Below are 23,799 nucleotides of genomic sequence, written 5' to 3'. Positions count from 1 at the left end.
GTGAGCCGCCGCGTCCACCCATCCAGAAAACGGATCCATGGCCGAACCGACCGAGCCTTTCACGCCCAACGAGCCGAATGGCGACTTCAAGCGTCCCGGCCGATTCGTGCCCAAGAGCCCGACCGAGGCGATCCAGCCGGTCGCTCCGCCGCCTCCGCCGCCGGTGATCGAGCGCCGCCGCAGGCCGGTGGTGAACATGCTCAGCGGGCTGCTGTCGTTGATCATGGTGCTGGCGATCCTGGCGGGAGCCGGCCTGTTCCTGGGCAAGACCCAGTTCTATGCTCCTGGCCCGCTCGCCTCCGACAAGATCGTGGTCGTGAAGGGCAGCTCAGGCGATGTCGCCGACCAATTGGCCAAGGAAGGGGTCATCGACCATCCGACGCTGTTTCTGGCCGGCCTGCATCTGCTCCGGAAGGCCTCGCAGCTGAAGGCTGGCGAGTACATGTTCCGGCAGCACGCCAGCCTAGGCGACGTGATGGACACCCTCGTCGAGGGCAAGTCCGTGCTGCACTCGGTCACGATTCCCGAGGGCCTGACCTCGCAGCAGATCGTCGACCGCCTCGGTGAAAACGACGTGCTCTTGGGCGAGCCCGGACCGACCCCGAAGGAAGGCAGCCTGCTGCCCGACACCTACAAGTTCGCCCGCGGCATGACGCGGCAGCAGCTCATCGAGCGCATGCAGCAGGAGCAGGCGCGCGTGCTCCGCGAGGTGTGGAGCCGGCGCAGCGGCGATTTGGCCCTCAAGTCGCCAGCGGACCTCGTGACCCTGGCTTCCATCGTGGAGAAGGAAACGGGGCGCGCCGATGAGCGGACGCGGGTGGCGGCGGTGTTCCTGAACCGCCTCGCGCGCAACATGCGGCTGCAGTCCGATCCGACCATCGTGTACGGCCTCGTGCAGGGTAAGGGCACGCTGGGCCGCAGCATTTCCCGCGCCGACATCGAGCAACCGACGCCCTACAATACCTATGTGATCCAGGGCCTGCCGCCAGGCCCCATCGCCAACCCAGGCCGGGCGGCCATGGAGGCCGTGGCCAATCCGTCCCGCACGAGGGAGCTCTACTTCGTGGCTGACGGCACGGGCGGCCACGTGTTCGCCGAGACGCTCGACCAGCACAACAAGAACGTCGCCCGCTGGCGGCAGCTCGAGGCGGACCGTCGCGACGTTGACGTGGCGCCGCCCGCGGCCAAGGAGGCGCCGGCTGCCCCTGGCGGGGAGCCGGCCGCGCCGTCCGGCGCGCCCGCGAAGCCCGGAGCCAAGCCGAACGGCAGGCAGGGCGCCGCGGCGGCATCGCCCGCCACCGCTTCGTCCGCGCCGTCGGGGGCCACGGCTCTGGCCCCCATGGGTCCGCGAGGCAATCTGGACGCCGTCGCGGGTACGCCGAAGGATCCGCTGAACAACAAGACCTTCGACCTGAACTCGCCGCAGAAGGTGCCGCAGCTGAAGCCGTAGGCTCGCAGCAGTCCTTGGGGCGTCGCCGCTTGCCGCTGGGCCCGCGGCGGCCTAAAGAGCGCGCACCACAAATCTCCGCACGGAACACGTGATGGCGCTTGCAAGCATGACCGGGTTCGCCCGCGAGGTCGGGCAGTCCGGCCCTTGGCAGTTCGTCTGGGAGTTGAAGACGGTCAACGCCAAGGGGCTCGATATCCGGCTGAAGACGCCGCCGGGACTCGAGGCGATCGGCGAGGAGGCCAGAGGCCGGATCGGGAAAGCCATCCAGCGCGGCACCTGTTTCGCATCCCTGGCGGCCTCCCGCGAGTCGGTCGCCCCGGTCGCGAGGGTGAACACGGCGCTTCTGGATTCCCTTGTCGAGGCGCTGGCGCCGTACGACGGACGACTGGGCCTGCGCGCCCCATCGGTCGGGGCGCTCCTGGGTGTTCGCGGCGTCGTCGATGTCGTGGAGCCCGAGGACGAGCCGGATGTGGCCGCGTCCTGCGCCGCAGACATGCTGGCCGCGCTCGATCGCGCGCTCGTCGCGCTGGTCGCGACGCGCCGGCAGGAAGGGCGCGCGCTGGCGGACTTGCTTGGCAAGCGCATCGACGCGATCGCCACGCTGGCCGACGCCGCCGACGCTTGCCCGGCCCGCAAGCCCGAAGCAATCAAGGCCCGGCTGGCCGAGCAAGTCGCGGCCCTGGTGGACGCCTCAAAGGCGCTCGACCCCAACCGGCTTCACCAGGAGGCTGTGCTGCTCGCCGCCAAGGCCGACATCCGCGAGGAGATCGACCGCTTGCGGGCCCATGTGGGCGCCGCACGCGAACTCATCGCCAAGGGCGGCCCGGTCGGGCGGCGGCTCGACTTCCTGGCCCAGGAATTCTCCCGCGAGGCGAACACCTTGTGCGCCAAGGCCAACGACGTGGCGTTGACGGTGATCGGGCTCGACCTGAAGACCGAGGTGGAGCAGTTTCGCGAGCAGGTGCAGAATGTCGAATGAGACCATGACCGCGCAGCTCGCCAACGACACGGTGGCCCGCCGCGGGCTGCTGCTGGTGCTGTCCTCGCCGTCCGGCGCGGGCAAGACCACGCTGACCCGCCTGCTGCGCGAGCAGGAGCCGAGCCTCACGCTTTCGGTGTCCGTGACGACACGGCCCCGGCGGCCGAGCGAGGTGCATGGCGTCCACTACCGCTTCATCACCATCGACGAGTTCATGGAGATGCGCGACCGGGGCGACCTGCTGGAGTGGGCGGAGGTCCACGGCAACTACTACGGATCGCCGCGCCGCGAGATCGACAAGGCCCTGGGCGCCGGCCAGGACATCCTGTTCGATATCGACTACCAGGGCGCGATGCAGGTCCGGGAGAAGGCGGCCGGTGACGTCGTCAGCATCTTCATTCTGCCGCCCTCGATTCCGGAGTTGAAGCACCGCCTGGAGCGGCGCGCCGAGGACAGCGCCGAGGTGATCGCGCGCAGGCTGGGCGCCGCCAAGATCGAGATCGACCGCTGGCGGGATTACGACTACGTGCTGGTCAACGACGACCTGGACCGCACGTTCAGCCGGCTGCGGGCGATCCTGGTCGCCGAGCGCTTGCGGCGGGAGCGGCAGACCGGCTTGCCTGACTTCGTGCAGGGCCTGCTGAACGAGCTCTGAGGCACGGGCGTGCGCGAAGGCGGACGTGGAGCGGCCTGAAATCAGGCCGCTCGCCCCCCATGCCGTCGCGCAAGGGTCGCCAGAGCCGCCGTCCCGAGGATTGGCGGGTCCAGAACTTCGCGACCCGCTCGCTCAGCATCGCGATCTCGGAGAGCAGCGACTCGCAAGTTGCGCATCTGCAAAAACTGCAACCCTAAGTGTTTGACCGGATCTCCTCACGTCGCCGGCGGAAGGCGCGAGCCAGGGCGACGAAGCCCTCGATTGGCACTGTTTCCGCGCGCGCGGTGGGATCGAGGCCTGCCGCCTCCAGAAGGGGGGCAGGGTCCGACGCCAGCGGCTTCAGGCTTTGCCGCAGCATCTTGCGGCGCTGGCCGAAGGCCGCGGCGGTGACGGCCGAGAGATCTTGCCTCGAGCAGGGCAGGGGGTCGGGCCGAGGAACCAGCTGGACCACGGAGGATGTCACCTTGGGCGGCGGCGTAAAGGCCGAGGGTGGCACATCGAAGAGGATGCGCGCCTTTGTGCGCCAGCCGCAGAGCACGCCCAGGCGGCCGTAGTCGATGCGGTTGTCCGTGGTCGCCACGATCCGTTCCGCGACCTCGCGCTGGAACATCAGCGTCAGGCTCTCATAGAAGGGGGGCCAGGGCTCGGCTTCCACCCAGTGGGTCAGGAGCAGCGTGCCGATGTTGTAGGGGAGGTTGGCGACGACTCGGACGGGAGAATCCGGCGCTGCCCGATGTTCAGCCGCCAGAGCGTTCCAGTTGGTCTCGAGGGCGTCGCCCGGGATGACCGTGAGCCGCCCGGGGTAGCGGGCTGCGATCGCGGCCAAGGCTGGCAGGCAGCGCTCATCGCGCTCGACGGCCACCACCTTGGCGGCGCCGCAGGCCAGCAGGGCGCGCGTGAGGCCGCCGGGGCCCGGGCCAACCTCGAACACGGTGACGCCTTCGAGCGGGCCGGAGGCGCGCGCGATCTTGGACGTGAGATTGAGGTCCAGGAGGAAGTTCTGGCCCAGCGACTTCTTGGCTGCGAGGTCGTGCTCGCGGATCACGTCGCGCAGGGGCGGCAGGTCGTCGATGGCGCTCAAGACTCGGTGGTTTCCGTCAAGCGGCCGGCAAGTTTCAGGGCGGCGATCAGGCTGTCCGGACGAGCCACGCCCTGGCCGGCGATGTCGAAGGCTGTTCCGTGATCCGGCGAGGTGCGGATGAACGGCAAACCCAAAGTGACGTTCACGCCCTCGTCGAAGGCCAGCGCCTTGATGGGGATCAGCGCCTGGTCGTGGTACATGCACAGGGCCACGTCGTAGTTCGCTCGCGCCCGGGCGTGGAACATCGTGTCCGCCGGAAGCGGCCCGACGGCGTCGACGCCCTCGGCCTGCAGGATTTCGACAGCCGGGCGGACCACCGCGTCGTCCTCGGTCCCAAGCGCGCCGCCTTCGCCCGCATGCGGGTTGAGGCCCGAAAGGGCGAGCCGAGGCTTCGCCAGCCCGAAACGCTCGCGCATGTCCCGGTCAGTGATTCGGGCCGTGTCCACGATGAGTTCGGTCGTCAGCAGTTCCGGCACGGACCGCAGCGGGACGTGAATCGTGACCGGGACCACGGCCAGCGTCTCCGACCACAGCATCATGACGGCTCGCGGCTCGGCCCCGCCCCAGAAACGCGCCGAGAGGGCGGCGAGGTATTCGGTGTGGCCTGGGTGGCGGAAACCCGCCTGGTAGAGAACGGACTTCGCGATGGGGTTGGTGACGACGGCTGACGCTCGCCCCTGGCGTACCAGTTCCACGGCCCGGTCGATGGACCCGATGGTGACGCTCGCCGTCGCGGGCGATGGCTTTCCCGGCTCGACATCGATTTCGGGACTGCCGGCCAGAACGGGCAGGCTCGTCGCAAAGGCGGCCTGAGCGTCTTCGGGCTCCACCTTGGAGAACGGTACGGCCAAACCCAGCTTCCGCGCCACTTTCTCCAGTTGCTCGCGACCCGCCGCGACCGCAAACGGCGGCAAGCCCGAGGCTTCACGGCCGAGCCACGCCTTGAGAGTGAGCTCAGGTCCGATTCCGGCCGGCTCTCCCAGTGTCAGGACCAAAGGCCGGGTCATGCAGTCAGGCCTTCTCGTCGGACGGTCTCAATAATGAGTGATGCCGTCTGACGTCTGGATCGTGCTCTGGTTGTACGAGTAGCTTGCCCCACCCAGGGTGCGCAGCTCGAGACGGAGCAGAACCGTCTGAACGCGCTCCTTGGTCCCTTCGGCAAGGCTGCCCTTTGCCGAGTTCTGGTAGACGACCGAGAAGGTCGTGCACTCGTCGTGGTAGCCCGCCCCCAGCGAAATGGCGCCCACGCCCACCGGGTTCGACGCCTGATAACCCTGGATCTGGTAGAAGCGCTCGGCTGCATGCCGGCTAAGGTCGAGGAGGACGCTTCCGGTCACGTACCAGTTCGGCGTGATGTTGTACCGCACCGAAGTCGAGACGCCCTCGCGCTTCGTGTAGATGCCCAACTCCGGCTGCGGCGCATACCGGGCGTAGATGATGCTGGTGGTCAGGTCGCCGAAGGTCGACTGGGCCTGCATTTCGACTCGCTTGAGCGCGAAGTCTTCCTCGTTGAATCGCGAGCGGGCCGTGAGCACGATGTTGCTGGTGGGAGCGATCTGGATCCGCGAAACGTAATCGGAGCGGGCGGTGTCCAGCCCCGAATTCAGCCCAGTGCGGGTGAGGTCCGGGTTTGCATAGGAGTTGAGGCCCGCAATCTGGTACGACTGTCCGAACAGCGAACTGATGTAGCCGCCGTTCAGCATGGTGAAGGTGTACTGCGCGCCGATATTGGCGCGCGTGCCGCCTTCCATGCGGTCATAGCCCGAGAACTTGGTCGTCGAGAACAGGTTGGTGTCGTCGAACACGAGGCTCTGGGCGTCCTCGTTGACGATTTTGCCGATGTTGGTCTCGTTCGGCCGCGCGATGATCTGGCCGATCGGCTCGATCACATGCGTGCCCCAGCTCGTGTCCGCCACGAACGGATAGCGGTACGTCACGCCGACGGCGGGCATGCCGCGGAACACGACGTCATCATTCGTGTCGAAGAAGTTGGGCAGGTACTGATTGAAAGGCGGCGACAGGTCGGGCGACTTGAACAGCACGTCCCCGCGCGCGGATAGGAACGGCGTCCATGTCTGGCCCAACGGGTCGATGAAGGTGCGGCGCCACGAGACGTCTGCGGTCATGCGCGTGTAGGTGCCTGCGGGGCCGCGCACGTAGCACTTGTCAGGTGTGTAGAACCCCGGCGCGCAGGTGTCGTAGAGGCGCGGATTTGTTCGCGAAAGCGGGTCGTACGCGAGGGGGAACAGGTACCGTCCGGGGGTGACGCCATTCTCCTGGACAAGGCTCTGATAGTCGGTCTGGGACCGGGTCAGGCTCGTCAAGTTCGCGTTGACGCTCAGTTCTCCGCCGATGAACGCAGGCGTGAATCTCCGGTCATAGTCGACCACCGGATGCACGACGGGCTGAACCTTCTGCCAGTCTGCATAGGACAGGCCGCGGAAGTAATAGGCGCGGGCGTCGAACCAGCTGCGCTCACCCTGGCCGGTCAAATAGATCGTCGAAGTGCTTTCACGGAAGCCGATCGTATTGCCGAAGGCGCTGAGGGCGGAGTCGTTCTGGTATCCGCGAAACTTGTAGTTGGAATAGTACCACTTGTCGGTGGATCCGGAGACATCCCAGCCCCAGACCCATTTGTCATTGATCAGGAAGCGCCCGCGCGACTCGACGGCGCCGCGGAAGTCGCGATTGCCCGCGCCGTAAGGCGGCTCCAGGAATGCGCCCGGGTCGGCCTGGAAGATGCCGGAGGCTCGGACCGTGTAGCTGCCGTTGATCAGCCGGTGCCGCCATTCGACATCGCCCAGCACGCCCTGCCGGGTGAGGAAAGTGGGAGTAAGCGTCAGATCGTAATTGGGCGCCAAAGCCCAGAAATACGGAACCGAGACGCCGTATCCGATGGCCGACGAAGCGATGTAGCGCGGAGCGAGAAAGCCGCTCTTGCGCTTCACCGTGGAGTCGGGCGCCGAGAAATACGGGATATAGGCGATCGGAACGCCATAGAACTCGAGCGTCGCGTCCTCGTAGTAGACCGTGCGCTCTTCATTCTTGTGGATGATGCGCTTGGCGCGCACCTGCCACAGCGGCGGCTTTGTTGGATCTTCCTTGCAGGCGTCGCAGGCCGTGTAGGTGCCCCGCTCGAAGACGGTCGTCTCGCCCCCGGTGCGCTCGCCTCGGGGGGCGACGAAGTGCGTCTTGTCGATCGTATCGATCCGCAGGGAATCGATAAAGCCGTCCTTGAAGTCGTCCGTGAGTTCGAATCGTGAGCCGTAGACGACCTGGCCATTGGCCTCGGTCATCTTGGCGTTGCCTTCGGCGTAGACGCGGTTGTGCTCGCGATCGTAAGTGACTCGATCAGCCTCCAGCACGCGGCCCTGGTAATAGAGGACGGCGTTGCCGACAGCTGAAACGGTATTCTTGTCCTTGTCGTAGACCAGTTCGCGCGATTCGACCGCCAGGCGGTCCTTTGATTGACCGGCCTTCTGCGATTTTTGAGACAGCCGCTCGGTCAACGTCTGGGCGACGGGCGCATCGGTCCACAGGACCGGCCCGACGCTTGCGATGCCGGCGGCCAGAGCCGCAATGTAACGACGCTTCACCATGCCCGAACCAGATCGGCCGAAGAACGCACGGCCCATGATCACCCGTCCTCTTGGTACAACAGAGCGAGCGTTCCGAGCAAACACCCGACAACCGCCGGCGACCATGCCGCGACCGTTGCCGAGAGAAGACCAGCGGCGCCGAGATCCTCGACCAAGTGGGTGACGACATAGAGCACGAACCCAGCCGTCACGCCACCAAGAACCATTTTCGCCACGCCACCAAACCGGAAAAATCTTAACGAAACCGATGCGGCGATGAAAACCATTGCTACGAAGAGTAAGGGACGGGCCAGAAGAGACTGAAATTGCAGCCGATATCGGGTTGCATCCAGGCCCGCGGCTTCAGTCTTTTCGACCAGTCCTGGCAGTTCCCAGAAAGGAACAGAATCCGCTGATGAGAATGAATTGCGCACCTGATCGGGCGTCAAAGCGGTGGCGACATTGTAGGAAGCGAAGCTCTGTGGCTCCATCCCCACACCCGTCAGGCGCGCGTCCTGGAGCTCCCAGAATCCGTCGCGCAGCAGGGCCTCGCGAGCCTCGACTCGGTCCAGAAACGAGCCGTCCTTGTTGAATTCGAAGACGGTGACGCGACTCAACCGCGTTCCGGCCTCCATGGAGCGCTCGGCGCGGATGATCGCCTGGCCGTCGAGGCTGCGCTGACGAATCCACAGCTCCTTTTCGCCAGCCGTCTTGGAGCGGCCGAGCTTGGCCGTCTCGACCTGAATCGCGCGCTCCTTCAGCCGGGCGGAGACCGGGTTGTAGACAGTGGCCGCGAAGAGGCCGATTCCCACCGCGACCAGCAACGGCGTCGCGAGGAACTGCCACACCGACACCCCCGCCGAGCGCATCACCACGAGTTCAAGCTTCCGTGAGAGGTTCAGCAGGGCCGCCATCGAGCCGAACAGCACTGCGAAGGGCAGGATCTGTTCGGCCACGGTGGGCGTGCGGAAGAGAGACAACTCGGCCAGGAGCGGTGTGGAGAGGTCAGCGACGTCGCTGGTGCGACGGACCAGCTCGACGAAGTCCAAGGTGTAGATGAGCGCGAAAACCGTGACGAAAACGCCCGTGATGGCGCGCACGAATCGAGCGGCCAGGTAGCGGCCGAGAGTGGGACCGATCAGCATGTCGGCTTTCTCCGGTCAGGCTGCAGCCGGGGCCCGGCCCCGGCGCGAGGGTGTCCGAAGTCTCAGCGTGCTCAGGGAGGGTCCCATCGCGAAAGCGAGCCCGCCAAGGAAGCCAAGCATCGGGATCAGATAGGCGAGGGCCACGGCCCAGGACGCCCGGGCCACGAGGCTGGAAACAGCGAAGCCGGCGATACGAAGCAGACCGACCGCGATGATGGACATGCCGATGGCCGCGCCCCGGCCCTGGCGGGTGGTGCGAGGCGTCCCAAGCGCGCCGAAGGCGATGGCCATCATGGCGAGGCAGTAAAGCGGGGCCGAAAGCCGGTCGTGCAACTCCGTGCGGAAACGGCCGGGGGTCCCGGGCATCTTGTAGTAGGTCTCGTTCACGTCCGGGCGGATGAGCGCCATCGTGTCGCGCTCGCGCGGCTTGTAGACCAACGCGCCGTTGTCCGAGCCGAACTGGCTCAGGTCGATGGCGTAGCGCTCGAAGACCACGAAGGCAGGATCGGAGGCCCCCGGCTGCTCCCTTTGAATGCTGCCCTTCTCGAGCACGAGGTAGGGCGTTCCGTCGATCTCGACGGTCTGGCCACGTTCGGCGATATAGATGGATGGCTTCTGCCTGTCGCGCCGGTCCTGCATGAAGATGCCGAGCAGCGCGTCTCCCGCGCGTTCGCGGTAGTGGAACGTGATCCCGATATCCAGCGTCGTGAATTGTCCTTCCTTCACGACATTGGTCACGAAGTCGGCGCGCACGTTCGTGATCAGGTCGCGCAGGGCGCGGAAGCTCGCCGGCATGGCCCAGGTCGTCATCAAGCTCACCAGGATGGTGACCAGCACAGTCAGCATCATCAGCGGGCGCAAAATCCGGCCCGGCGGGGCTCCGGCGGCGCTCATGACGATCAGTTCAGAATCGCCGTTGAGCTTGTTCAGCGCGTAGACCGTCGCGATGAACAGGGCCACGGGGGCGATGATCGCAACCAGCGCGGGAAGCGACAGGCTGGTGATCGTGAGAAAGGTGAGGATGGACTGGCCCTTGCCTGTCACCAGGTCGATCTCACGCAGCGCCTGCGTGACCCAGATGACGCCGGTCAGGCCCAGCACTGTCGCCACGAAGGCGACCCCGGCGATCCGGAAGATGTAGCGGTCCAGCAGGCTCATGAGGTCGCGTCGCGGTGGTGGCGGAAGCGGTAAAGGGTTCGGCGTGTCCGGGCAAGCCGGAGCATCGCTCCGGGCCGCCTGCAATGGCGCCTGAACCGGGCGGCCGCAAGGCCAGACCCAGCAAGAGCGTGAGGCATGGCGCCGCCGGGCGCGGGCCGCGGCGGAAACTGGCGTCCGTCGCGCGGGCGCGCTAAGACCCTTGTCTCCCGCCTGTTTTCCATTCCCGGAGCCTTCCATGTCCGAGCGTCTGAGAGCGTCTTTCGCCGAGCCGAGCCTGCCTGCCTCCGGGGCGATCGTCGTCCTGCTCGGGGATGACCTCGGCCTGCCCTCCGAGGTCCGGGACCTCATCGGCGAAAACGCGGCGGATGCTGTCGTGAAGGCCGCCGCGGCCGAGGGCTTCAAGGGCAAGTCCGGGTCCGGCTTCTCCATCCTGGCCCCCGCCGGCCTGCAAGCCGCCCGCCTCGTCGTCGTCGGCGTCGGCGGCGCGACGGAGCGCGCCTCCGCCGATTTCGTGACCCTGGGCGGGACGATCCTCGGCAAGGTGGGGAAGAGCCGTTCGGTGACCGTGCTCTTCCATGACGCCCCGGTCGGGTTGCGCCGTGACGCCGAGGCCGCCGCGGACATCGCGCTGGGCATGCGGCTGCGTTCCTATTCCTTCGACAAGTACAAGACCAAGAAGGGCGACAAGGACGAACCCGAGGGCGACATCGAGGCCGTCATCGCGGTGGCCGACCCGAAGGCTGCGGGCAAGGCCTACAAGAGCCGCAGCGCCGTGGCCGAGGGCGTCGTCATGGCCCGCACGCTCGTCAACGAGCCGCCGAACGTCCTCGATCCGGAGGAGTTCGCCCGGCGCGCCGAACAGCTCGAAAAGCTCGGCGTCGAGGTCGAGGTGCTCGACGAGAAGAAGCTCGACAAGATCGGCATGCGCGCTCTGCTGGGCGTGGGCCAGGGCTCCCGCAAGGAGAGCCGCGTCGTCATCATGCGGTGGAACGGGGCGAAGAATAAGGAGAAGCCCCTGGCCTTCGTCGGCAAGGGGGTGTGCTTCGACACGGGCGGCATCTCCATCAAGCCGGCCGCCAGCATGGAGGACATGAAGGGCGACATGGCCGGCGCGGCTTGCGTGGTCGGCCTCATGCACGCGCTCGCCTCCCGCAAGGCGAAGGCCAACGTCATCGGGGCGATCGGCCTTGTCGAGAACATGCCGAGTGGCGAGGCGCAACGCCCCGGAGACATCGTCACCTCGCTCTCGGGCCAGACCATCGAGATCATCAACACGGACGCGGAAGGCCGGCTCGTGCTGGCCGACGTGCTCTGGTACGTGCAGGACCGGTTCAAGCCGGCCTTCATGGTCGACCTCGCCACCCTGACCGGCGCGGTCCTGGTCGCGCTTGGCCAGGAGAACGCCGGGCTGTTCTCCAATGACGACGCCCTGGCCGAGAAGCTGCAGGCCGCATCCAAGGCGACCGGGGAGGGCGTGTGGCGCATGCCCTTGAGCCCCGCTTACGACAAGATCATCGACAGCAAGTTCGCCGACGTGAAGAACTCCGGCGGCCGGCACGCAGGCTCGGTCACGGCGGCGCAATTCCTGAAGCGCTTCGTGAACGACACGCCCTGGGCGCACCTCGACATCGCAGGCACCGCCATGGGGTCGCCCCAGAGCGAGATCAACCGTGGATGGGCGTCCGGCTGGGGCGTGCGGCTGCTCGACCGACTCGTCGCGGACAACTACGAGGGGTAGGGCGCGGCTGGGGGCCTGATGGCCGAGATTCTCTTCTATCACTTGCTGCAGCAGCCGCTCGAGGCGGTGCTTCCGCCCCTTCTCGAGCGCAGCCTGGCGCGCGGATGGAAGGCGGTGGTGCATGCGCCGACAGCCGAGCGGGCCGCGGCGCTCGACGACCACCTGTGGACCTACGCCGAGGACAGCTTCCTGCCCCATGCGGTGGACACGGAGCCTGGCGCTGCGGCGGAGGCGGTCGTGATCACGACGGGAGAGGGCAACCCGAACGGCGCCCAGGTCCGCTTCCTCGTGGACGGCGCCCCAATTCCGCCGGATGCGGCGTCTTATGAGCGCATCGTGCTCATCTTCGACGGGCGCGACGACGAGGCCGTCACCGCCGCCCGTGTCGTGTGGAAGGGCCTCAGGGGCCAGGACCACGCGATGAGCTACTGGCAGCAGAACGAGAGCGGGCGCTGGGAGAAAAAGGCATGATGGATGCGGCGCGGACCCGGCGGCTCGCCGGTTGGGGAGTTGCGGGCGTGATGGCGACGGTGTCGCTGGCGCTCTCCGGCTGCGCCGTGGAGGTGGGCGGCTTCATGAACGACAAGTCCGCCACGGCGCGGGTCGCTACCACTGAGGCCGTGGTGGGCGAGGATGGGCGCTGCACCGCCGACCTGTCGATTGACCCCTCCAAGTTCCGCGGGCGTGAAGGCGAGGGCCTTGTGGGTCTCACGGAATGCGAGCTCGTCGCCCTGAAGGGCGAGCCGCTCAGCGTCCAGACGGGCTCCAGCCCGCGCGCCAAGCGCGAGACCACGATGCTCTACATGGAGCAGACCGGGAAAGCGCTCTACCTTTTCCAGGACAACAGGCTGGTGCGCGTCGTGCGCGGCGGCGGAGCCGGCTAGGCTCTGAAACGGCCCAGCTTCGTTAGAGGCTCGGGATCACCCAGCGCGTCGCCATGAACACGAAAACGGCGGCCACGAGGCCGGCGAAGCGCGTTTCCGTGCGCAGGTCCGGAAGCTTGCCCGCGGCCACGGCGGGCCGAATGGCGACGTCCACCGCCAGCGACGCCAGGAGCGGCCAGAGGAAGCTTGGGACGACGGCGTCCTCAAGGTGGGGCCAGCGCGCGAAGGCGAGGCCCTGGAGCAGGCCGAACAGGGCCAGACCAGCGACGAAGATAATCGAGAAGCGGTTCATGAGGCCTGTCGCGCGTCGTGTCTTCTGTCAGCATGCCGCCAATGAAAAAGGCGCCGCAAGGGGTGCGGCGCCTTCGTAGTCTTGGAAATTGTCGCTCAGGCCGAGCTGGCGGCCTTCACGCCCAGGGCCGCCTGGGCGGCGGCGAGGCGGGCGATCGGCACGCGATAGGGCGAGCACGACACGTAGTCGAGGCCGACCTGCTCGCAGAAGGCGATGGAGGCCGGGTCGCCGCCGTGCTCGCCGCAGATGCCGAGCTTGATGTCGGGGCGCACCTTGCGGCCGCGCTCCACGCCAATCTTCACCAGTTCGCCCACGCCCTCCACGTCCAGCGTGACGAACGGGTCCGACGGAAGGATGCCCTTGCTCGTGTAGGGGCCCAGGAAGCTCGCCGCGTCGTCGCGGGAGATGCCGAGGCCCGTCTGGGTGAGGTCGTTGGTCCCGAAGGAGAAGAACTCCGCGGTCTGCGCGATCTCGTCCGCCTTGAGGCAGGCGCGGGGCAGCTCGATCATCGTGCCGACCTGGAACTCCAGCTTGGCGCCCGTCTCCTTCTCCACCGCCGCCGCCATGGCGAGGATGCGGTCCCGCACGATGTCGAACTCGGGCCGGCCCATCACCAGCGGAACCATGATCTCGGGGATCACGGGCTTGCCGGTCGCCTTCGCGGCCTCCACCGAGGCCTCGAAGATGGCGCGCGCCTGCATCTCCGCGATCTCCGGATAGGCGATCGCGAGACGGCAGCCACGGAAGCCGAGCATGGGGTTGAACTCGTGCAACTCCGCCGCACGGCGCTTCAGCTTGTCGGCCGAGGCGCCCATGGCGGCCGCCACCTCGGCGACCTCCTCGTCGGAGTGGGGCAGGAATTCGTGCAGCGGCGGGTCGAGCAGGCGGATGGTGACCGGCAGGCCGTTCATGATTGTGAACAGCTCCACGAAATCCGCCCGCTGCATCGGCAGCAGCTTGGCGAGCGCCGCGCGGCGGCCCGCCTCGTCATCCGCCAGGATCATCTCGCGCACCGCCACGATGCGCTCGCCCTCGAAGAACATGTGCTCCGTGCGCGACAGGCCGATGCCCTCCGCGCCGAACTGGCGGGCGGTGCGGGCGTCGAGCGGGGTCTCGGCGTTGGCGCGGATCTTCATGCGGCGCGCGCGGTCGGCCCAGCTCATGAGGGTCGCGAACTCGCCCGAGAGTTCGGGCTCGAGCATCTTGACTTCGCCCTGCATCACCTGGCCGGTGGCGCCGTCGATCGTGATCCAGTCGCCCTTCTTCAGGGTGACGCCGTTGGCCGTCATGGTCTGGGCGGCGTAGTCGACCCGAAGCCCGCCTGCGCCGGAGACGCAGGGCTTGCCCATGCCGCGGGCCACCACGGCCGCGTGAGAGGTCATGCCGCCACGGGTGGTGAGGATGCCTTCCGCGGCGTGCATGCCGTGGATGTCCTCCGGGCTCGTCTCGATGCGGACCAGGATGACCCTGCGACCGGCCGCGCGGGCGGATTCCGCCTCATCCGAGTCGAACACGATCTCGCCGCCGGCGGCGCCGGGCGAGGCGGGCAGGCCGGTGGCCAGCACCTTGCGCTCGGCCTTGGGGTCGATGGTCGGGTGCAGCAGCTGGTCGAGGGAGGCCGGCTCGATGCGGGCGACCGCCTCCTCCTCCGTGATCAGGCCCTCGGCCGCGAGCTCCACCGCGATCTTCAGCGCCGCCTTGGCGGTGCGCTTGCCGTTGCGGGTCTGGAGCATCCAGAGCTTGCCGCGCTCGATGGTGAACTCGACGTCTTGGACGTCCCGGTAATGCTTCTCGAGCAGGCCGCAGATGCGGATGAACTCGGCATAGGCCTCCGGCATCGCCGTCTCCAGCGACGGACGGTCGGAGCCTGCGCCGATGCGGGCCTTCTCGGTGATGTCCTGCGGCGTGCGGATGCCGGCCACCACGTCCTCACCCTGGGCGTTGATGAGGAACTCGCCGTAGAGCTCCTTCTCGCCGGTGGACGGATTGCGGGTGAAGGCCACGCCGGTGGCCGAGGTCTCTCCCAGGTTGCCGAACACCATGGCCTGCACGTTCACGGCCGTGCCCCAGCTCGCCGGGATGCCGTGCAGCTCACGGTACTTGTTGGCGCGAGGATTCATCCAGGAGCCGAAGACGGCGCCGATCGCGCCCCAGAGCTGGTCCTTGGGATCCTGCGGGAAGGGCTTGCCGAGCTCGGCCTGCACCGTCTCCTTGTAGCGGCCGACGATGAGCTTCCAGTCGTCCGCGGTCAGGTCCGTGTCGAGCGAGTAGGCCTTGAGGTCCTTGTACTCCTCGAGGATGTCTTCGAAATGATGGTGCTCCACGCCGAGCACCACGTCCGAGTACATCTGGATGAAGCGGCGGTAGCTGTCATAGGCGAAGCGGGCGTCGCCCGAGCTCGCCGCCACGGCTTCGACGGTGACGTCATTGAGGCCGAGGTTGAGCACCGTGTCCATCATGCCCGGCATGGACGCGCGGGCGCCGGAGCGTACGGATACGAGCAGCGGGTTCGCGGCGTCGCCGAACGTCTTGCCGGTGAGAGCGCCGACATGCTTCAGCGCGGCCTCGACCTGGTCGCCGAGGTCGGACGGGTAGGTCCGCTCATGGGCGTAGTAATAGGTGCAGACCTCGGTGGAGATGGTGAAGCCGGGAGGGACTGGAAGACCGAGGTTGCTCATCTCGGCCAGATTGGCGCCCTTGCCGCCCAACAGCTCCCGCATGCCGGCCTGGCCCTCCGCCTTGCCGTCACCGAAGGTGTAAACCCACTTGGTCATCAGCCCCGTCCTTTATTGCAGCCCGCGCGCGGGCGCAGCGCGACTTCCAATTGCTCAGCCCCAGCCAAAAGGCAATCGCCCAATCGACTCGTGTGCGAGCCGGAATTTGCGCACGACCATGGCTGAAGCGGGGCGGTGAACGCCCGCACCGCAACGCCTTGGCCTGCCCTTGGTTCCGGTCGCCCGTGGTCTTGGTATACCAGCGTCCGCTTACGCGCGACGCAACGCAAGTCCCATCGCGATCCAGCTCGTCCCGGCGAAGATCAGGTCGATGCCCAGGAACAGGCCGAGCACGAACAGGCTCGAGGCCGGCCAGTGGGAAAGGATCATGCCGCCGAGAAGCAGCGTGATGAGGCCCGAGAGCGCAACCCAGACCCAGGGCGTTCCCTCACGCATCTGGAAGGCGAGAACGATGCGGACGATCCCGGACGCAATCAGGCCCGCGCCCAGCAGCAACGTCAGCACCGTCGCGGCCAGGAAGGGGTTCAGGATGGCGAAGACGCCGGCCAGCGCGTAGAGCGCGCCGAGCAGCACCCAGAGAAAGAAGCGGCCCCAGCTTTTGGACGCGAAGCCGTGCGCCATCTCCGCGGCGCCGCTCAGCACCATCATGAAGCCCACAATGGTGACGCTGACGGCGGTCGCCAGCATCACGCTGCCGAGCGCGATTACGCCACAGATCGCCAGCAGGACGCCGATTGCGACGATCCAACCCCAGCGCGATCGCAGCGCTGCGATGCCGCTGCCCAGCGAGGAGCCGGTGCGCGGGTAATTTTCCGAAGCCATGGTCATGGGTTCGCCTCCTGTTCAGGGGGATCATGAACGCGGCGGGGCGCTGACGAGCATACATCTTAAAGTGGTGGAACGCAGCGGCGTTCCGATCCATTGTCTCGTTTACGGCGCCCCCTTTCGGCGGGCGGCGCCTCTCCGGCCGCCGGAAGCCGGGCCCAGAATAGCAAGGGACGGAACGCCCATGAGCCGCGCCTTCGTGAAGGAACAGGAGGGCGGAGAGGCCTTCGAGGACCTCCCGGACCGCCCCGTAAGCCCCCACCCGAATCTCGTGACCCCTGAGGGCCTGCGCCAGATCGAGGAGGCCGTGGAGCGTCTGCGCCGCGAACACGGGGAGGCGGTGGAGGCGGGGGATCGGCCCCGGGTGGCTCGGGCCGCGCGCGACCTGCGCTACTGGCAGCACCGTCTCTCCAACGCCGAGCTGGTCCACCCCTCCGCGGACAAGCAGACCGTTCACTTCGGAGCCTCCGTCACCATCGAACGCGACGACGGCCGGCGACAGACCTGGCGCATCGTCGGCGAGGACGAGGCCGATCCGGCCCATGGCACGCTTCCGCACGTGGCGCCGCTTGCCCAGGCTCTCCTGGGCAAGCGCGTGGGCGACGTCGTGGAGGCGGGGCAGGGCGAAGCCGAGGTCGTGGCGATCAGCTGACGGGGCGCAGGCGCGACGGATCTGGCATGGTAGGGCGCATGTCGTATGGAGCGCCCGTGAACACCTGCCCGACCTTGCCGCCCCAGTTCCCCCATGAGCCTGCCGGCCGCGGAGACGTGGTCGTGCTGGTAGGCCGCATTGCTGACTGGAGCGCCTCGCCGGACCTCCTGTCCGCCCCAGAACGCGAACGGCTGGGGAGCCTGCGCCATCCCGGAACCGCCGCCGCCTTCGTGGCGGGGCGCACCCTGGCGCGCCTGGCGTTGGCGCGATGGCTCCACTGCACGCCCGGGGAGGTAGCCATCAGCCTGGGCCGGCATGAGAAGCCGTCGCTCTGCCGCGAAGCCCCCGTGCGTTTCAACCTCACCCATTCCGACAGGCATGTCGCGCTGGCGCTCACGGTAGAGTGCGAGGTGGGCGTCGACATCGAGCCCACGGCGCCGCCGGACCGGGACGCCGTCGCGGAGGTCGTCATGGTGGAGGCGGAGATCGCCGCCTATAAGCGGCTGCCCCAAGGCGACCGCGACGCCGCGTTCCTGCGGCTCTGGACCCGGAAGGAGGCGGTGCTCAAGGCGGCCGGGTCCGGTTTTTCGGTCGACCCCACGGCCCTGTCGGTCGGCTTCGGCCCGATCGCCGGAACCGTGGCCCTGCCGGGCTACGCCGGGTGGTTCTCGGTCGCGGACGTGACGATCGTGACGCAGGAGGGCGCCTTGCCGGCGGCGGTCTCGCTCTGGAACGAAACCGTCGGCTCGGTCTCGGTGTTGCGCGCCTGATTATTCCATCACGTGGGCTTCGGACGGGTCGGGCTTGCCCTGGGGCCGCGCCGATTTCTTGATCAGGAGCAGCAGGGGAAAGGCGGACAGGCTGATGAACATCATCAGCTTGAAGTCGTTCGAATAGGCGATCACCGCGGCCTGCTGGGTCACAATGGCGTCGAGCATGGCCCGGCCCGCGTCTGAGGTCCAATCCATCACCGACTTCACATCCGGCATGTTGAGCGCGTCGTTGAAGGGCGTGACGTGCTCCACCAGCTGGCTGTGGAACTGGGTGGTCTTGCTGGTCAGCTCCGCGATCACGATCGAGATGCCGATGGAGCTGCCGATGTTCCGGATCAGGGTCCAGAGCGCCGTGCCGTCGGTGCGCAGTTCGGCCGGCAGTGTGGCGAAGGCGACCGTGTTGAGCGGCACGAACACGAAGCCGAGCCCCAGCCCCTGCACGATGTTCACCACGTTGATGTGCGTGGCCGAGGTGTTCGGCGAGAAGCCGATCATGGCCCAAAGCGCCCAGGTGGAGGCAGCCAGTCCCAGGAACACCAGGATGCGCGCGTCCACGAACCGCAGCAGCCGGCCCACGACCATCATGGCGATCAGGGTGCCGATGCCGCGGGTGCCCAGAAGGAGGCCGGAGGTGAGGACCGGGTAGCCCAGGACGTTCTGGATGAAGGGCGTCACCAGCGCCATGGTGGCGAGCAGGATGATGCCCACGATGAACATGAAGACCACGCCGACCGCGAAGTTCCGGTCCCTGAAGATGTGGATCGGGATGAACGGCCGCGGCGTCGTGAAGGCGTGCGACAGGAAGAAATAGAACCCGGCGATCGCGATGGCGAGCTCGGCCACGATCTCGCTCGAGTCGAACCACCCGACCTGCTCGCCCCGGTCCAGCATCAGCTGCAGGGAGCCGATCCCGACCGACAGGGCGATGAAGCCCAGCCAGTCGAAGGTGAGGCTCTTGTTGGTCTTCGTCTCCTCCATGATGGCCGACAGGCCGAGCACGGTGAGCACGCCGAAGGGCAGGTTGACGAAGAACACCCAGCGCCAGCTGTAGGTCTCGGTGAGCCAGCCGCCCAGCGTCGGGCCCATGATGGGCCCCAGCATGACGCCCATGCCCCAGATGGCCATGGCCGAGCCGCGCTGCTCGACCGGGTATGCGTCCAGCATCACGGACTGGGAGAGCGGCACCAGGGCCGCGCCGAACACGCCCTGGAGGAGGCGGAACAACACCATCTGCTCGATGGTCTGGGCCGCGCCGCAGAGCATGGAGGCCAGCGTGAACCCGGCGGTGCAGACGATGAACAGCCGCTTGCGGCCGAAGCGTGCCGACATCCAGCCGAGCGGGGACGTCATGATGGCGGCGGCCACGATGTAGGAGGTCAGGACCCAGTTCACCTGGTCCTGGGTCGTGCCGAGGCCGCCCTGCATGTAAGGCAGGGCGACGTTTGCGATGGTCGTGTCCAGCGCCTGCATGATGGTGGCCATCATCACGCACACGGTGAGCAGCATGCGCCGGGCGCCGCCCTCGTGGGCCGGCGCGGCCTGAAGGGAGGCGGCTGCGGCGGACATCAGTTGGCGCTCGCGTCCTTGCTGCCGGCGACGGCGCCGCCGAAGCCGAAGAGGCCGGCGAGGCTGCGCTGGCGGCGGGTGTCGATGGAGACGTTCGTGCTCATGCCGGCGCGCAGGTCGCGCACGTCCTGGCCCTGGTCGAACTCGATGCGCACGGGCACGCGCTGAACCACCTTCACCCAGTTGCCGCTGGCGTTCTGGGGCGGGAGGATCGAGAACTGCGCGCCCGTTCCCGGGCTGATGGCGGCCACGTGCCCATGCCAGACGCGGTCCGGATAGGCGTCCACCGTGACCTCGGCCTCCTGGCCGGGCTGAACGTAGGTGAGGTCCGTCTCCTTGGGATTGGCGTCGACCCAGGGTTGGTCGTCGGCCACGATGCTGAACACGGGCGCGCCCGCCTGGAGGTAGCGGCCCATCTGGATGCTGGTCACCTGCGTGGCGACGCCCGCGATGGGCGCGCGCAGGACGGTGAGCGACAGATCGCGCTGGGCGCGGTCCAGGGCCGCCTTGGCCTCCATCCAGGGGGCGAAGCCCTCGATGGGGAGGTTGGGGTTTCCCGCCAGCTGCGACAGGATGCTGGCGCGCTGCTGTTCGAGCTGCTCGATCTGGGAGCGGGCCTGGGCCACGGCGATCTCGGATGTCTCGAGATCGGCGCGCGAGCCGGCGCGGCTCGCAAGCAGGTCCTGCTTGCGCCCGTAGTCCGCCTGTCGGAGCTGGAGCGTCTGGCGGGCCAGCTGGAGCTGCGAATCCAGGCTCTTCACCGTGGATTTCAGGGTGTCGAAATCCGTGGCCACCTTGGCGAGGTGGGCCTTGGCCTCGTCCACCGCGATCTTGAACGAGGTCTGGTCGACCTCGAACAGCTCGTCGCCCACGGCGAGGCGCTGGCCTTCCTGCACGAAGATCTTCGCGACCTTGCCGGACACCTCCGGCGTGACGAGCACCTTCTGGGCGCCCACATAGGCGTTGTCGGTGGTCACATAGCGTCCGCCGTGCAGGTACGCGTAGCCGCCGCCGGCCAGCGCCAGCGCCGGGATAATGAAAAACAGCACGAACCGCAGGCCCCGGCGCTTGCGCGGGGGCCTGGCCACGGGGGCCGGCGAAGGCGACGCGCCGGCGAGCGCCGCGGGCTCCGTTCCGGCTGCCTTCTCGAGGGTGGGGGAAGCGCCGGGGGTGGCGCTCTTGGCGTCGTCGGTCATGTTCCAGTCTTCAAATCGGCGTCTGAGGGGGTGGTGGAGGCGCCCACCTGGAGCAACTCCTTCAGGTTGTCCTTGACGACCTCGAGTTGCCGGACGAGCGCGCGCACGGTCGCGTCGTCGAGCCCGGCCAGGGTCGCCTGCATGATTTCGGTCCCGAGTTCGCCCAGGGAGGCCAGAACCGGGTAGGCCTTGGGGGTGAGGTACAGGCGCTTGACGCGCCGGTCCTCGGCGTCCGGTCGGCGCTCGACCAGTCCATCTTCGCAAAGGCGATCCACGAGGCGCGCCAGGGTGATGGGCTGGATGTCCAGCATGCAGGCCAGCTCGTTCTGGCTCATGCCCTGTCGCCGCTCGAGCCGGTTGAGAACGGCCCACTGGGCGCGGGTTGAGCCGAACTCGCGCGCGCGCTGATCGGTGTAGGTGCGGAGCAGGCGGGCGGCGTCCGAGATCAGGAAGCCGAACTCGCGCTGCGGAGAAAGGGATCGTTCGGGCATGGCGAATTCAGGTTTGGCCGGCGAGTCGCGTCCGGCAAAATTCATAAGCCTGCTTAATATAGGGTCCCTTACCACTTCGTCCAGAGCACGGCGTACGTTTTTGGCGCGCGGCCCGCAGGCGGGGAGGGTTCGATTGCAACCATCGATTGAGCAGCTGCGAGAGCCTCGTCAAAAAATACTGTGAAGATGTTCTTCCCGCCTTCTGCCGCCCTCAATTGCATCTGTTGCGGGGGACGGGTGGTGCTATGCTCAAAACAGAGAATCAGTAGGCCCGATAGCTTGAGCTTGGACTAGGCCTTCAACAACCGCTCGGGTGGTGTTTGCCGATGTCGGACGAATTTGTCGGGAAAACCAGGCCCATGCAGCAGGCCCATGATCCGTTAGGCATGGCCGGCGAGCAGGCCGGCGACGGAGAGCAGCTCGATCTCATCGAGATCTCGGGCGTGATCAAGTGGTTCGACGTCGCCAAGGGCTATGGGTTCATCGTGCCGGACAACGGCATGCCGGACGTGCTGCTGCACGCCACCTGCCTGCGCCGGGACGGCTTCCAGGTGGCCTATGAGGGCGCGCGCGTGGTCTGCGAGGCGCAGCGTCGGGCCCGTGGCTTCCAGGCGTTCCGCATCCTCTCCATGGACACGTCCACGGCGCCGCATCCGTCGTTGCTGCCCCCGGCGCGCACGCATGTGACGGTGACGCCCACGAGCGGGCTCGAGCCGGTGGTCGTGAAGTGGTTCAACCGCCTGCGCGGGTTCGGCTTCGTGTCCCGCGGAGACGGGACGCCCGACATCTTCGTCCACATGGAGACCCTGCGCCGCTACGGCATCACCGAGCTGCGCCCGGGGGAGACCGTGATGGTGCGGTTCGGCGACGGCCCCAAGGGCCTGATGGCGGCCGAGGTGCGTCTGCTGGCTGTGAGCGGGCAGGCGCCGTCCTCCCACTGAACGGGAGGTCACCTGCGCGGCGTGCGCATTTGACCGGCGCCACGGCCGGAGGCAGCATCCCTGCCTCTGCGAGGAGCCCCATGAGAATCACTTCCCTCCGCCGGGCCGTCGGCTCGGCCGTCTTGCCCGCCCTGATCGCCCTCGCGGTGACTGCGTCGTCCGCTGCGGCCTGGGCCGAATCGGCGCTCGAGAAATTGGTCGTCGTCACCGCCGGCGGACCGCGCGCCTTCGAGGTCGAGGTGATGCGCACCGAGCAGGAGCGCGCCAAGGGCCTGATGTTCCGGCGCTACATGCCGGAAGACCGCGGCATGCTGTTCGACTTCAAGGAGACGCAGCCTGTCATGATGTGGATGAAGGACACCTTCATTCCCCTCGACATGGTGTTCATCCGCAAGGACGGCACGATCGCCCGCATCGCCGAGAACACCGAGCCGCATTCCACCCGCACCATCTCGTCCGGCGAACCGGTCTACGCCGTTCTGGAGATCAACGCCGGCGTTTCGGCGAAGCTTGGCATGAAGCCGGGGGATGCGGTCCAGCATCCGCTCTTCGGCCGCAAGTGACCGGCCCCAGCCGACCCCGCGGCGCGGCGCTCCGGCAGCCCACAAACAAAGAGCCCCGCGGGAGCTGACACCGCGGGGCCTTTGAACTGCGACCGGAGGGGGGCGTGTCCGATTGCGTGTCAACAACGCATCACGGCGGCCCTTGTTCCCGGGCGCCCGCTGACGCAGGGCGCGTCGCTACCGCAGCCAGTAGAGCAGGCCGCAGAGCGCCGCGACGACGATGAGCACGTCCGGGAGCTTGCGGAGCAGTTCCCGGATCGTCCTGGACACGTAGCAGTCGCCGCACGAGTAGCGTGTGAGCCGGCGCACGCGCTTGAACAGGAAGAAGGCCCGCTTCTGGCGTCCAGGAGCTTCCACCGTGATGGTGCACCGGACGGCCCTGCCTTGTGGCACCAGGCGTCCGCAGCTGAAACATTCGTGTGATTTTTCGACAGCGCTCACGGTCGCCTCCCTGTGCGGGGAAACGTATTCGCTAAGTCTTTCTACGCAGTTACGCTGGCGGTGATTGGAGGAACCAGTCTGTCGGGGTGCGGTGTACATAATAAGTCAAACGACGTCTTGAAATTCGTGATCAACATGGGCTCTTGGCGGCGCGCTCCATCAGGTGCGTCGGACGCACGAGGCCGTGCACTGGCCTTGTTGCGCCAAAAGCCCATGTTCATCGAAGCCGCGTCCTCGGCGACAAGGAGCAGCCACATGAGACGGCTCTTCGGAACAAGCGTCATGCTCGCAGCCGCGATCGTCGTGGGCGGCCCTGCAGCGGCGCAGGGCGATCCGCATCTCACGGTGGAGCAACTGCTGAACGATGGCTGGAAGGTGGCCGGCTACGCCGGCCAGGGCACCATGTACATCCTGTTCCGGCATGATGACCGGCCATACCTGGTCCAGTGTTCCGTTCTCTACGACACCACCCGCGGCGCGCGCATGACGGAGCGGGTCAGGACGAACTGCTACGAGCTGCGCTGAGCGTCTGGCCGGAGAAGCCCCGCTTGCCAGAACGCGAGGGTACCGATCCGATCAATCAAGGGCCGGCTGGCGAAATGAAGAGGGCCAACGCTTCGCCGGACAGAGCCAGGAGCCGCGCAGAATGGAACCGC

At 67.3% G+C, this 23,799-nt stretch carries 23 protein-coding genes; 11 read left to right on the top strand and 12 right to left on the bottom strand.

Annotated elements, in window-relative coordinates:
• The first annotated feature begins 37 nt into the window (after nucleotides 1-37).
• The 3 genes from mltG to gmk all read left to right on the top strand — a co-directional run bounded on the left by mltG (nucleotide 38) and on the right by gmk (nucleotide 3,084).
• A complete protein-coding gene (gene mltG / locus SLNSH_RS06850) occupies nucleotides 38-1,450 on the top strand; it encodes an endolytic transglycosylase MltG (protein WP_106335935.1) in 1,413 nt (470 codons plus the stop codon).
• A gap of 91 nt (nucleotides 1,451-1,541) precedes the next feature.
• The gene (locus tag SLNSH_RS06845) at nucleotides 1,542-2,429 is read left to right on the top strand and encodes a YicC/YloC family endoribonuclease (protein WP_106335934.1); all 888 of its coding nucleotides are present in this window, start codon (nucleotides 1,542-1,544) and stop codon (nucleotides 2,427-2,429) included.
• Complete coding sequence (gene gmk / locus SLNSH_RS06840) at nucleotides 2,419-3,084, top strand: guanylate kinase (RefSeq protein WP_425352983.1); 666 nt, start codon at nucleotides 2,419-2,421, stop codon at nucleotides 3,082-3,084. Before SLNSH_RS06845 ends, gmk begins: the two co-directional genes overlap by 11 nt.
• 193 nt (nucleotides 3,085-3,277) lie before the next feature.
• Here the strand turns inward: gmk and rsmA are convergent, their stop codons facing one another.
• Genes rsmA through lptF form a run of 5 tightly spaced genes read right to left on the bottom strand, consistent with a single transcriptional unit; the run spans nucleotide 3,278 to nucleotide 10,046 of the window.
• On the bottom strand, nucleotides 3,278-4,165 hold the full coding sequence (gene rsmA / locus SLNSH_RS06835; RefSeq protein WP_106335932.1) for a 16S rRNA (adenine(1518)-N(6)/adenine(1519)-N(6))-dimethyltransferase RsmA: 888 nt from the start codon (nucleotides 4,163-4,165) through the stop codon (nucleotides 3,278-3,280).
• On the bottom strand, nucleotides 4,162-5,172 hold the full coding sequence (gene pdxA, locus SLNSH_RS06830) for a 4-hydroxythreonine-4-phosphate dehydrogenase PdxA (RefSeq protein ID WP_106335931.1): 1,011 nt from the start codon (nucleotides 5,170-5,172) through the stop codon (nucleotides 4,162-4,164). The genes rsmA and pdxA overlap by 4 nt, the downstream gene beginning before the upstream one ends.
• Nucleotides 5,173-5,199: 27 nt before the next feature.
• Entirely contained in the window at nucleotides 5,200-7,800 is a 2,601-nt protein-coding gene (locus SLNSH_RS06825) for an LPS-assembly protein LptD (protein ID WP_245422114.1), read from the bottom strand.
• Between the two features lie 2 nt (nucleotides 7,801-7,802).
• The gene (lptG, locus tag SLNSH_RS06820) at nucleotides 7,803-8,888 is read right to left on the bottom strand and encodes an LPS export ABC transporter permease LptG (protein ID WP_106335930.1); all 1,086 of its coding nucleotides are present in this window, start codon (nucleotides 8,886-8,888) and stop codon (nucleotides 7,803-7,805) included.
• Between the two features lie 15 nt (nucleotides 8,889-8,903).
• A complete protein-coding gene (gene lptF, locus SLNSH_RS06815) occupies nucleotides 8,904-10,046 on the bottom strand; it encodes an LPS export ABC transporter permease LptF (RefSeq protein ID WP_106335929.1) in 1,143 nt (380 codons plus the stop codon).
• A gap of 235 nt (nucleotides 10,047-10,281) precedes the next feature.
• Here lptF and SLNSH_RS06810 point away from each other — a divergent pair, with 235 nt between their 5' ends.
• Genes SLNSH_RS06810 through SLNSH_RS06800 form a run of 3 tightly spaced genes read left to right on the top strand, consistent with a single transcriptional unit; the run spans nucleotide 10,282 to nucleotide 12,668 of the window.
• Nucleotides 10,282-11,784, top strand: coding sequence for a leucyl aminopeptidase (locus SLNSH_RS06810; RefSeq protein WP_106335928.1), 1,503 nt, complete (start codon nucleotides 10,282-10,284; stop codon nucleotides 11,782-11,784).
• Nucleotides 11,785-11,802: 18 nt separating this feature from the next.
• Nucleotides 11,803-12,255: a DNA polymerase III subunit chi gene (locus SLNSH_RS06805; protein WP_106335927.1), complete on the top strand. Its 453-nt coding sequence runs from the start codon at nucleotides 11,803-11,805 to the stop codon at nucleotides 12,253-12,255.
• The gene (locus SLNSH_RS06800) at nucleotides 12,252-12,668 is read left to right on the top strand and encodes a hypothetical protein (protein WP_106335926.1); all 417 of its coding nucleotides are present in this window, start codon (nucleotides 12,252-12,254) and stop codon (nucleotides 12,666-12,668) included. The genes SLNSH_RS06805 and SLNSH_RS06800 overlap by 4 nt, the downstream gene beginning before the upstream one ends.
• Before the next feature lie 22 nt (nucleotides 12,669-12,690).
• Here the strand turns inward: SLNSH_RS06800 and SLNSH_RS06795 are convergent, their stop codons facing one another.
• The 3 genes from SLNSH_RS06795 to SLNSH_RS06785 all read right to left on the bottom strand — a co-directional run bounded on the left by SLNSH_RS06795 (nucleotide 12,691) and on the right by SLNSH_RS06785 (nucleotide 16,523).
• The gene (locus SLNSH_RS06795; RefSeq protein WP_106335925.1) at nucleotides 12,691-12,960 is read right to left on the bottom strand and encodes a hypothetical protein; all 270 of its coding nucleotides are present in this window, start codon (nucleotides 12,958-12,960) and stop codon (nucleotides 12,691-12,693) included.
• Between the two features lie 95 nt (nucleotides 12,961-13,055).
• Nucleotides 13,056-15,734, bottom strand: coding sequence for a pyruvate, phosphate dikinase (gene ppdK, locus SLNSH_RS06790; protein ID WP_106335924.1), 2,679 nt, complete (start codon nucleotides 15,732-15,734; stop codon nucleotides 13,056-13,058).
• A gap of 210 nt (nucleotides 15,735-15,944) precedes the next feature.
• Nucleotides 15,945-16,523 carry an HdeD family acid-resistance protein gene (locus SLNSH_RS06785; protein WP_106335923.1) on the bottom strand — a complete coding sequence of 193 codons (579 nt, stop codon included), beginning with the start codon at nucleotides 16,521-16,523 and terminating at the stop codon, nucleotides 15,945-15,947.
• Between the two features lie 181 nt (nucleotides 16,524-16,704).
• Between SLNSH_RS06785 and greA the strand changes: the two genes are divergently transcribed.
• On the top strand, nucleotides 16,705-17,172 hold the full coding sequence (gene greA / locus SLNSH_RS06780) for a transcription elongation factor GreA (protein WP_106335922.1): 468 nt from the start codon (nucleotides 16,705-16,707) through the stop codon (nucleotides 17,170-17,172).
• 38 nt (nucleotides 17,173-17,210) lie between these two features.
• Complete coding sequence (locus tag SLNSH_RS06775; protein WP_158266704.1) at nucleotides 17,211-17,942, top strand: 4'-phosphopantetheinyl transferase family protein; 732 nt, start codon at nucleotides 17,211-17,213, stop codon at nucleotides 17,940-17,942.
• On the opposite strand, the gene SLNSH_RS06770 is transcribed toward SLNSH_RS06775, so the two are convergent.
• The 3 genes from SLNSH_RS06770 to SLNSH_RS06760 are packed head-to-tail and all read right to left on the bottom strand — an operon-like array spanning nucleotide 17,943 to nucleotide 21,198.
• Nucleotides 17,943-19,511, bottom strand: a complete 1,569-nt coding sequence (locus SLNSH_RS06770) for a DHA2 family efflux MFS transporter permease subunit (RefSeq protein WP_106335920.1) — start codon at nucleotides 19,509-19,511, stop codon at nucleotides 17,943-17,945. It lies immediately after the preceding gene.
• Entirely contained in the window at nucleotides 19,511-20,707 is a 1,197-nt protein-coding gene (locus SLNSH_RS06765; protein ID WP_106335919.1) for an HlyD family secretion protein, read from the bottom strand. Before SLNSH_RS06765 ends, SLNSH_RS06770 begins: the two co-directional genes overlap by 1 nt.
• Nucleotides 20,704-21,198, bottom strand: a complete 495-nt coding sequence (locus SLNSH_RS06760) for a MarR family winged helix-turn-helix transcriptional regulator (RefSeq protein ID WP_106336076.1) — start codon at nucleotides 21,196-21,198, stop codon at nucleotides 20,704-20,706. The genes SLNSH_RS06765 and SLNSH_RS06760 overlap by 4 nt, the downstream gene beginning before the upstream one ends.
• Before the next feature lie 359 nt (nucleotides 21,199-21,557).
• Here SLNSH_RS06760 and SLNSH_RS06755 point away from each other — a divergent pair, with 359 nt between their 5' ends.
• Both SLNSH_RS06755 and SLNSH_RS06750 read left to right on the top strand, forming a co-directional pair.
• Nucleotides 21,558-22,139 carry a cold-shock protein gene (locus SLNSH_RS06755; protein ID WP_106335918.1) on the top strand — a complete coding sequence of 194 codons (582 nt, stop codon included), beginning with the start codon at nucleotides 21,558-21,560 and terminating at the stop codon, nucleotides 22,137-22,139.
• Between the two features lie 80 nt (nucleotides 22,140-22,219).
• The gene (locus SLNSH_RS06750) at nucleotides 22,220-22,702 is read left to right on the top strand and encodes a DUF192 domain-containing protein (protein ID WP_106335917.1); all 483 of its coding nucleotides are present in this window, start codon (nucleotides 22,220-22,222) and stop codon (nucleotides 22,700-22,702) included.
• Between the two features lie 177 nt (nucleotides 22,703-22,879).
• On the opposite strand, the gene SLNSH_RS06745 is transcribed toward SLNSH_RS06750, so the two are convergent.
• Nucleotides 22,880-23,095, bottom strand: coding sequence for a hypothetical protein (locus SLNSH_RS06745; RefSeq protein WP_106335916.1), 216 nt, complete (start codon nucleotides 23,093-23,095; stop codon nucleotides 22,880-22,882).
• Between the two features lie 303 nt (nucleotides 23,096-23,398).
• On the opposite strand from SLNSH_RS06745, the gene SLNSH_RS06740 reads away from it, so the two are divergent.
• Nucleotides 23,399-23,668, top strand: coding sequence for a hypothetical protein (locus SLNSH_RS06740; protein WP_245422112.1), 270 nt, complete (start codon nucleotides 23,399-23,401; stop codon nucleotides 23,666-23,668).
• Nucleotides 23,669-23,799: the final 131 nt, after the last annotated feature.

The organism is Alsobacter soli (assembly GCF_003004785.1).
Lineage (GTDB): Bacteria > Pseudomonadota > Alphaproteobacteria > Rhizobiales > Beijerinckiaceae > Alsobacter > Alsobacter soli.
The sequence above is the reverse complement of the archived record's forward strand: the minus strand, read 5'-3'. Positions and strand labels throughout refer to the sequence as shown.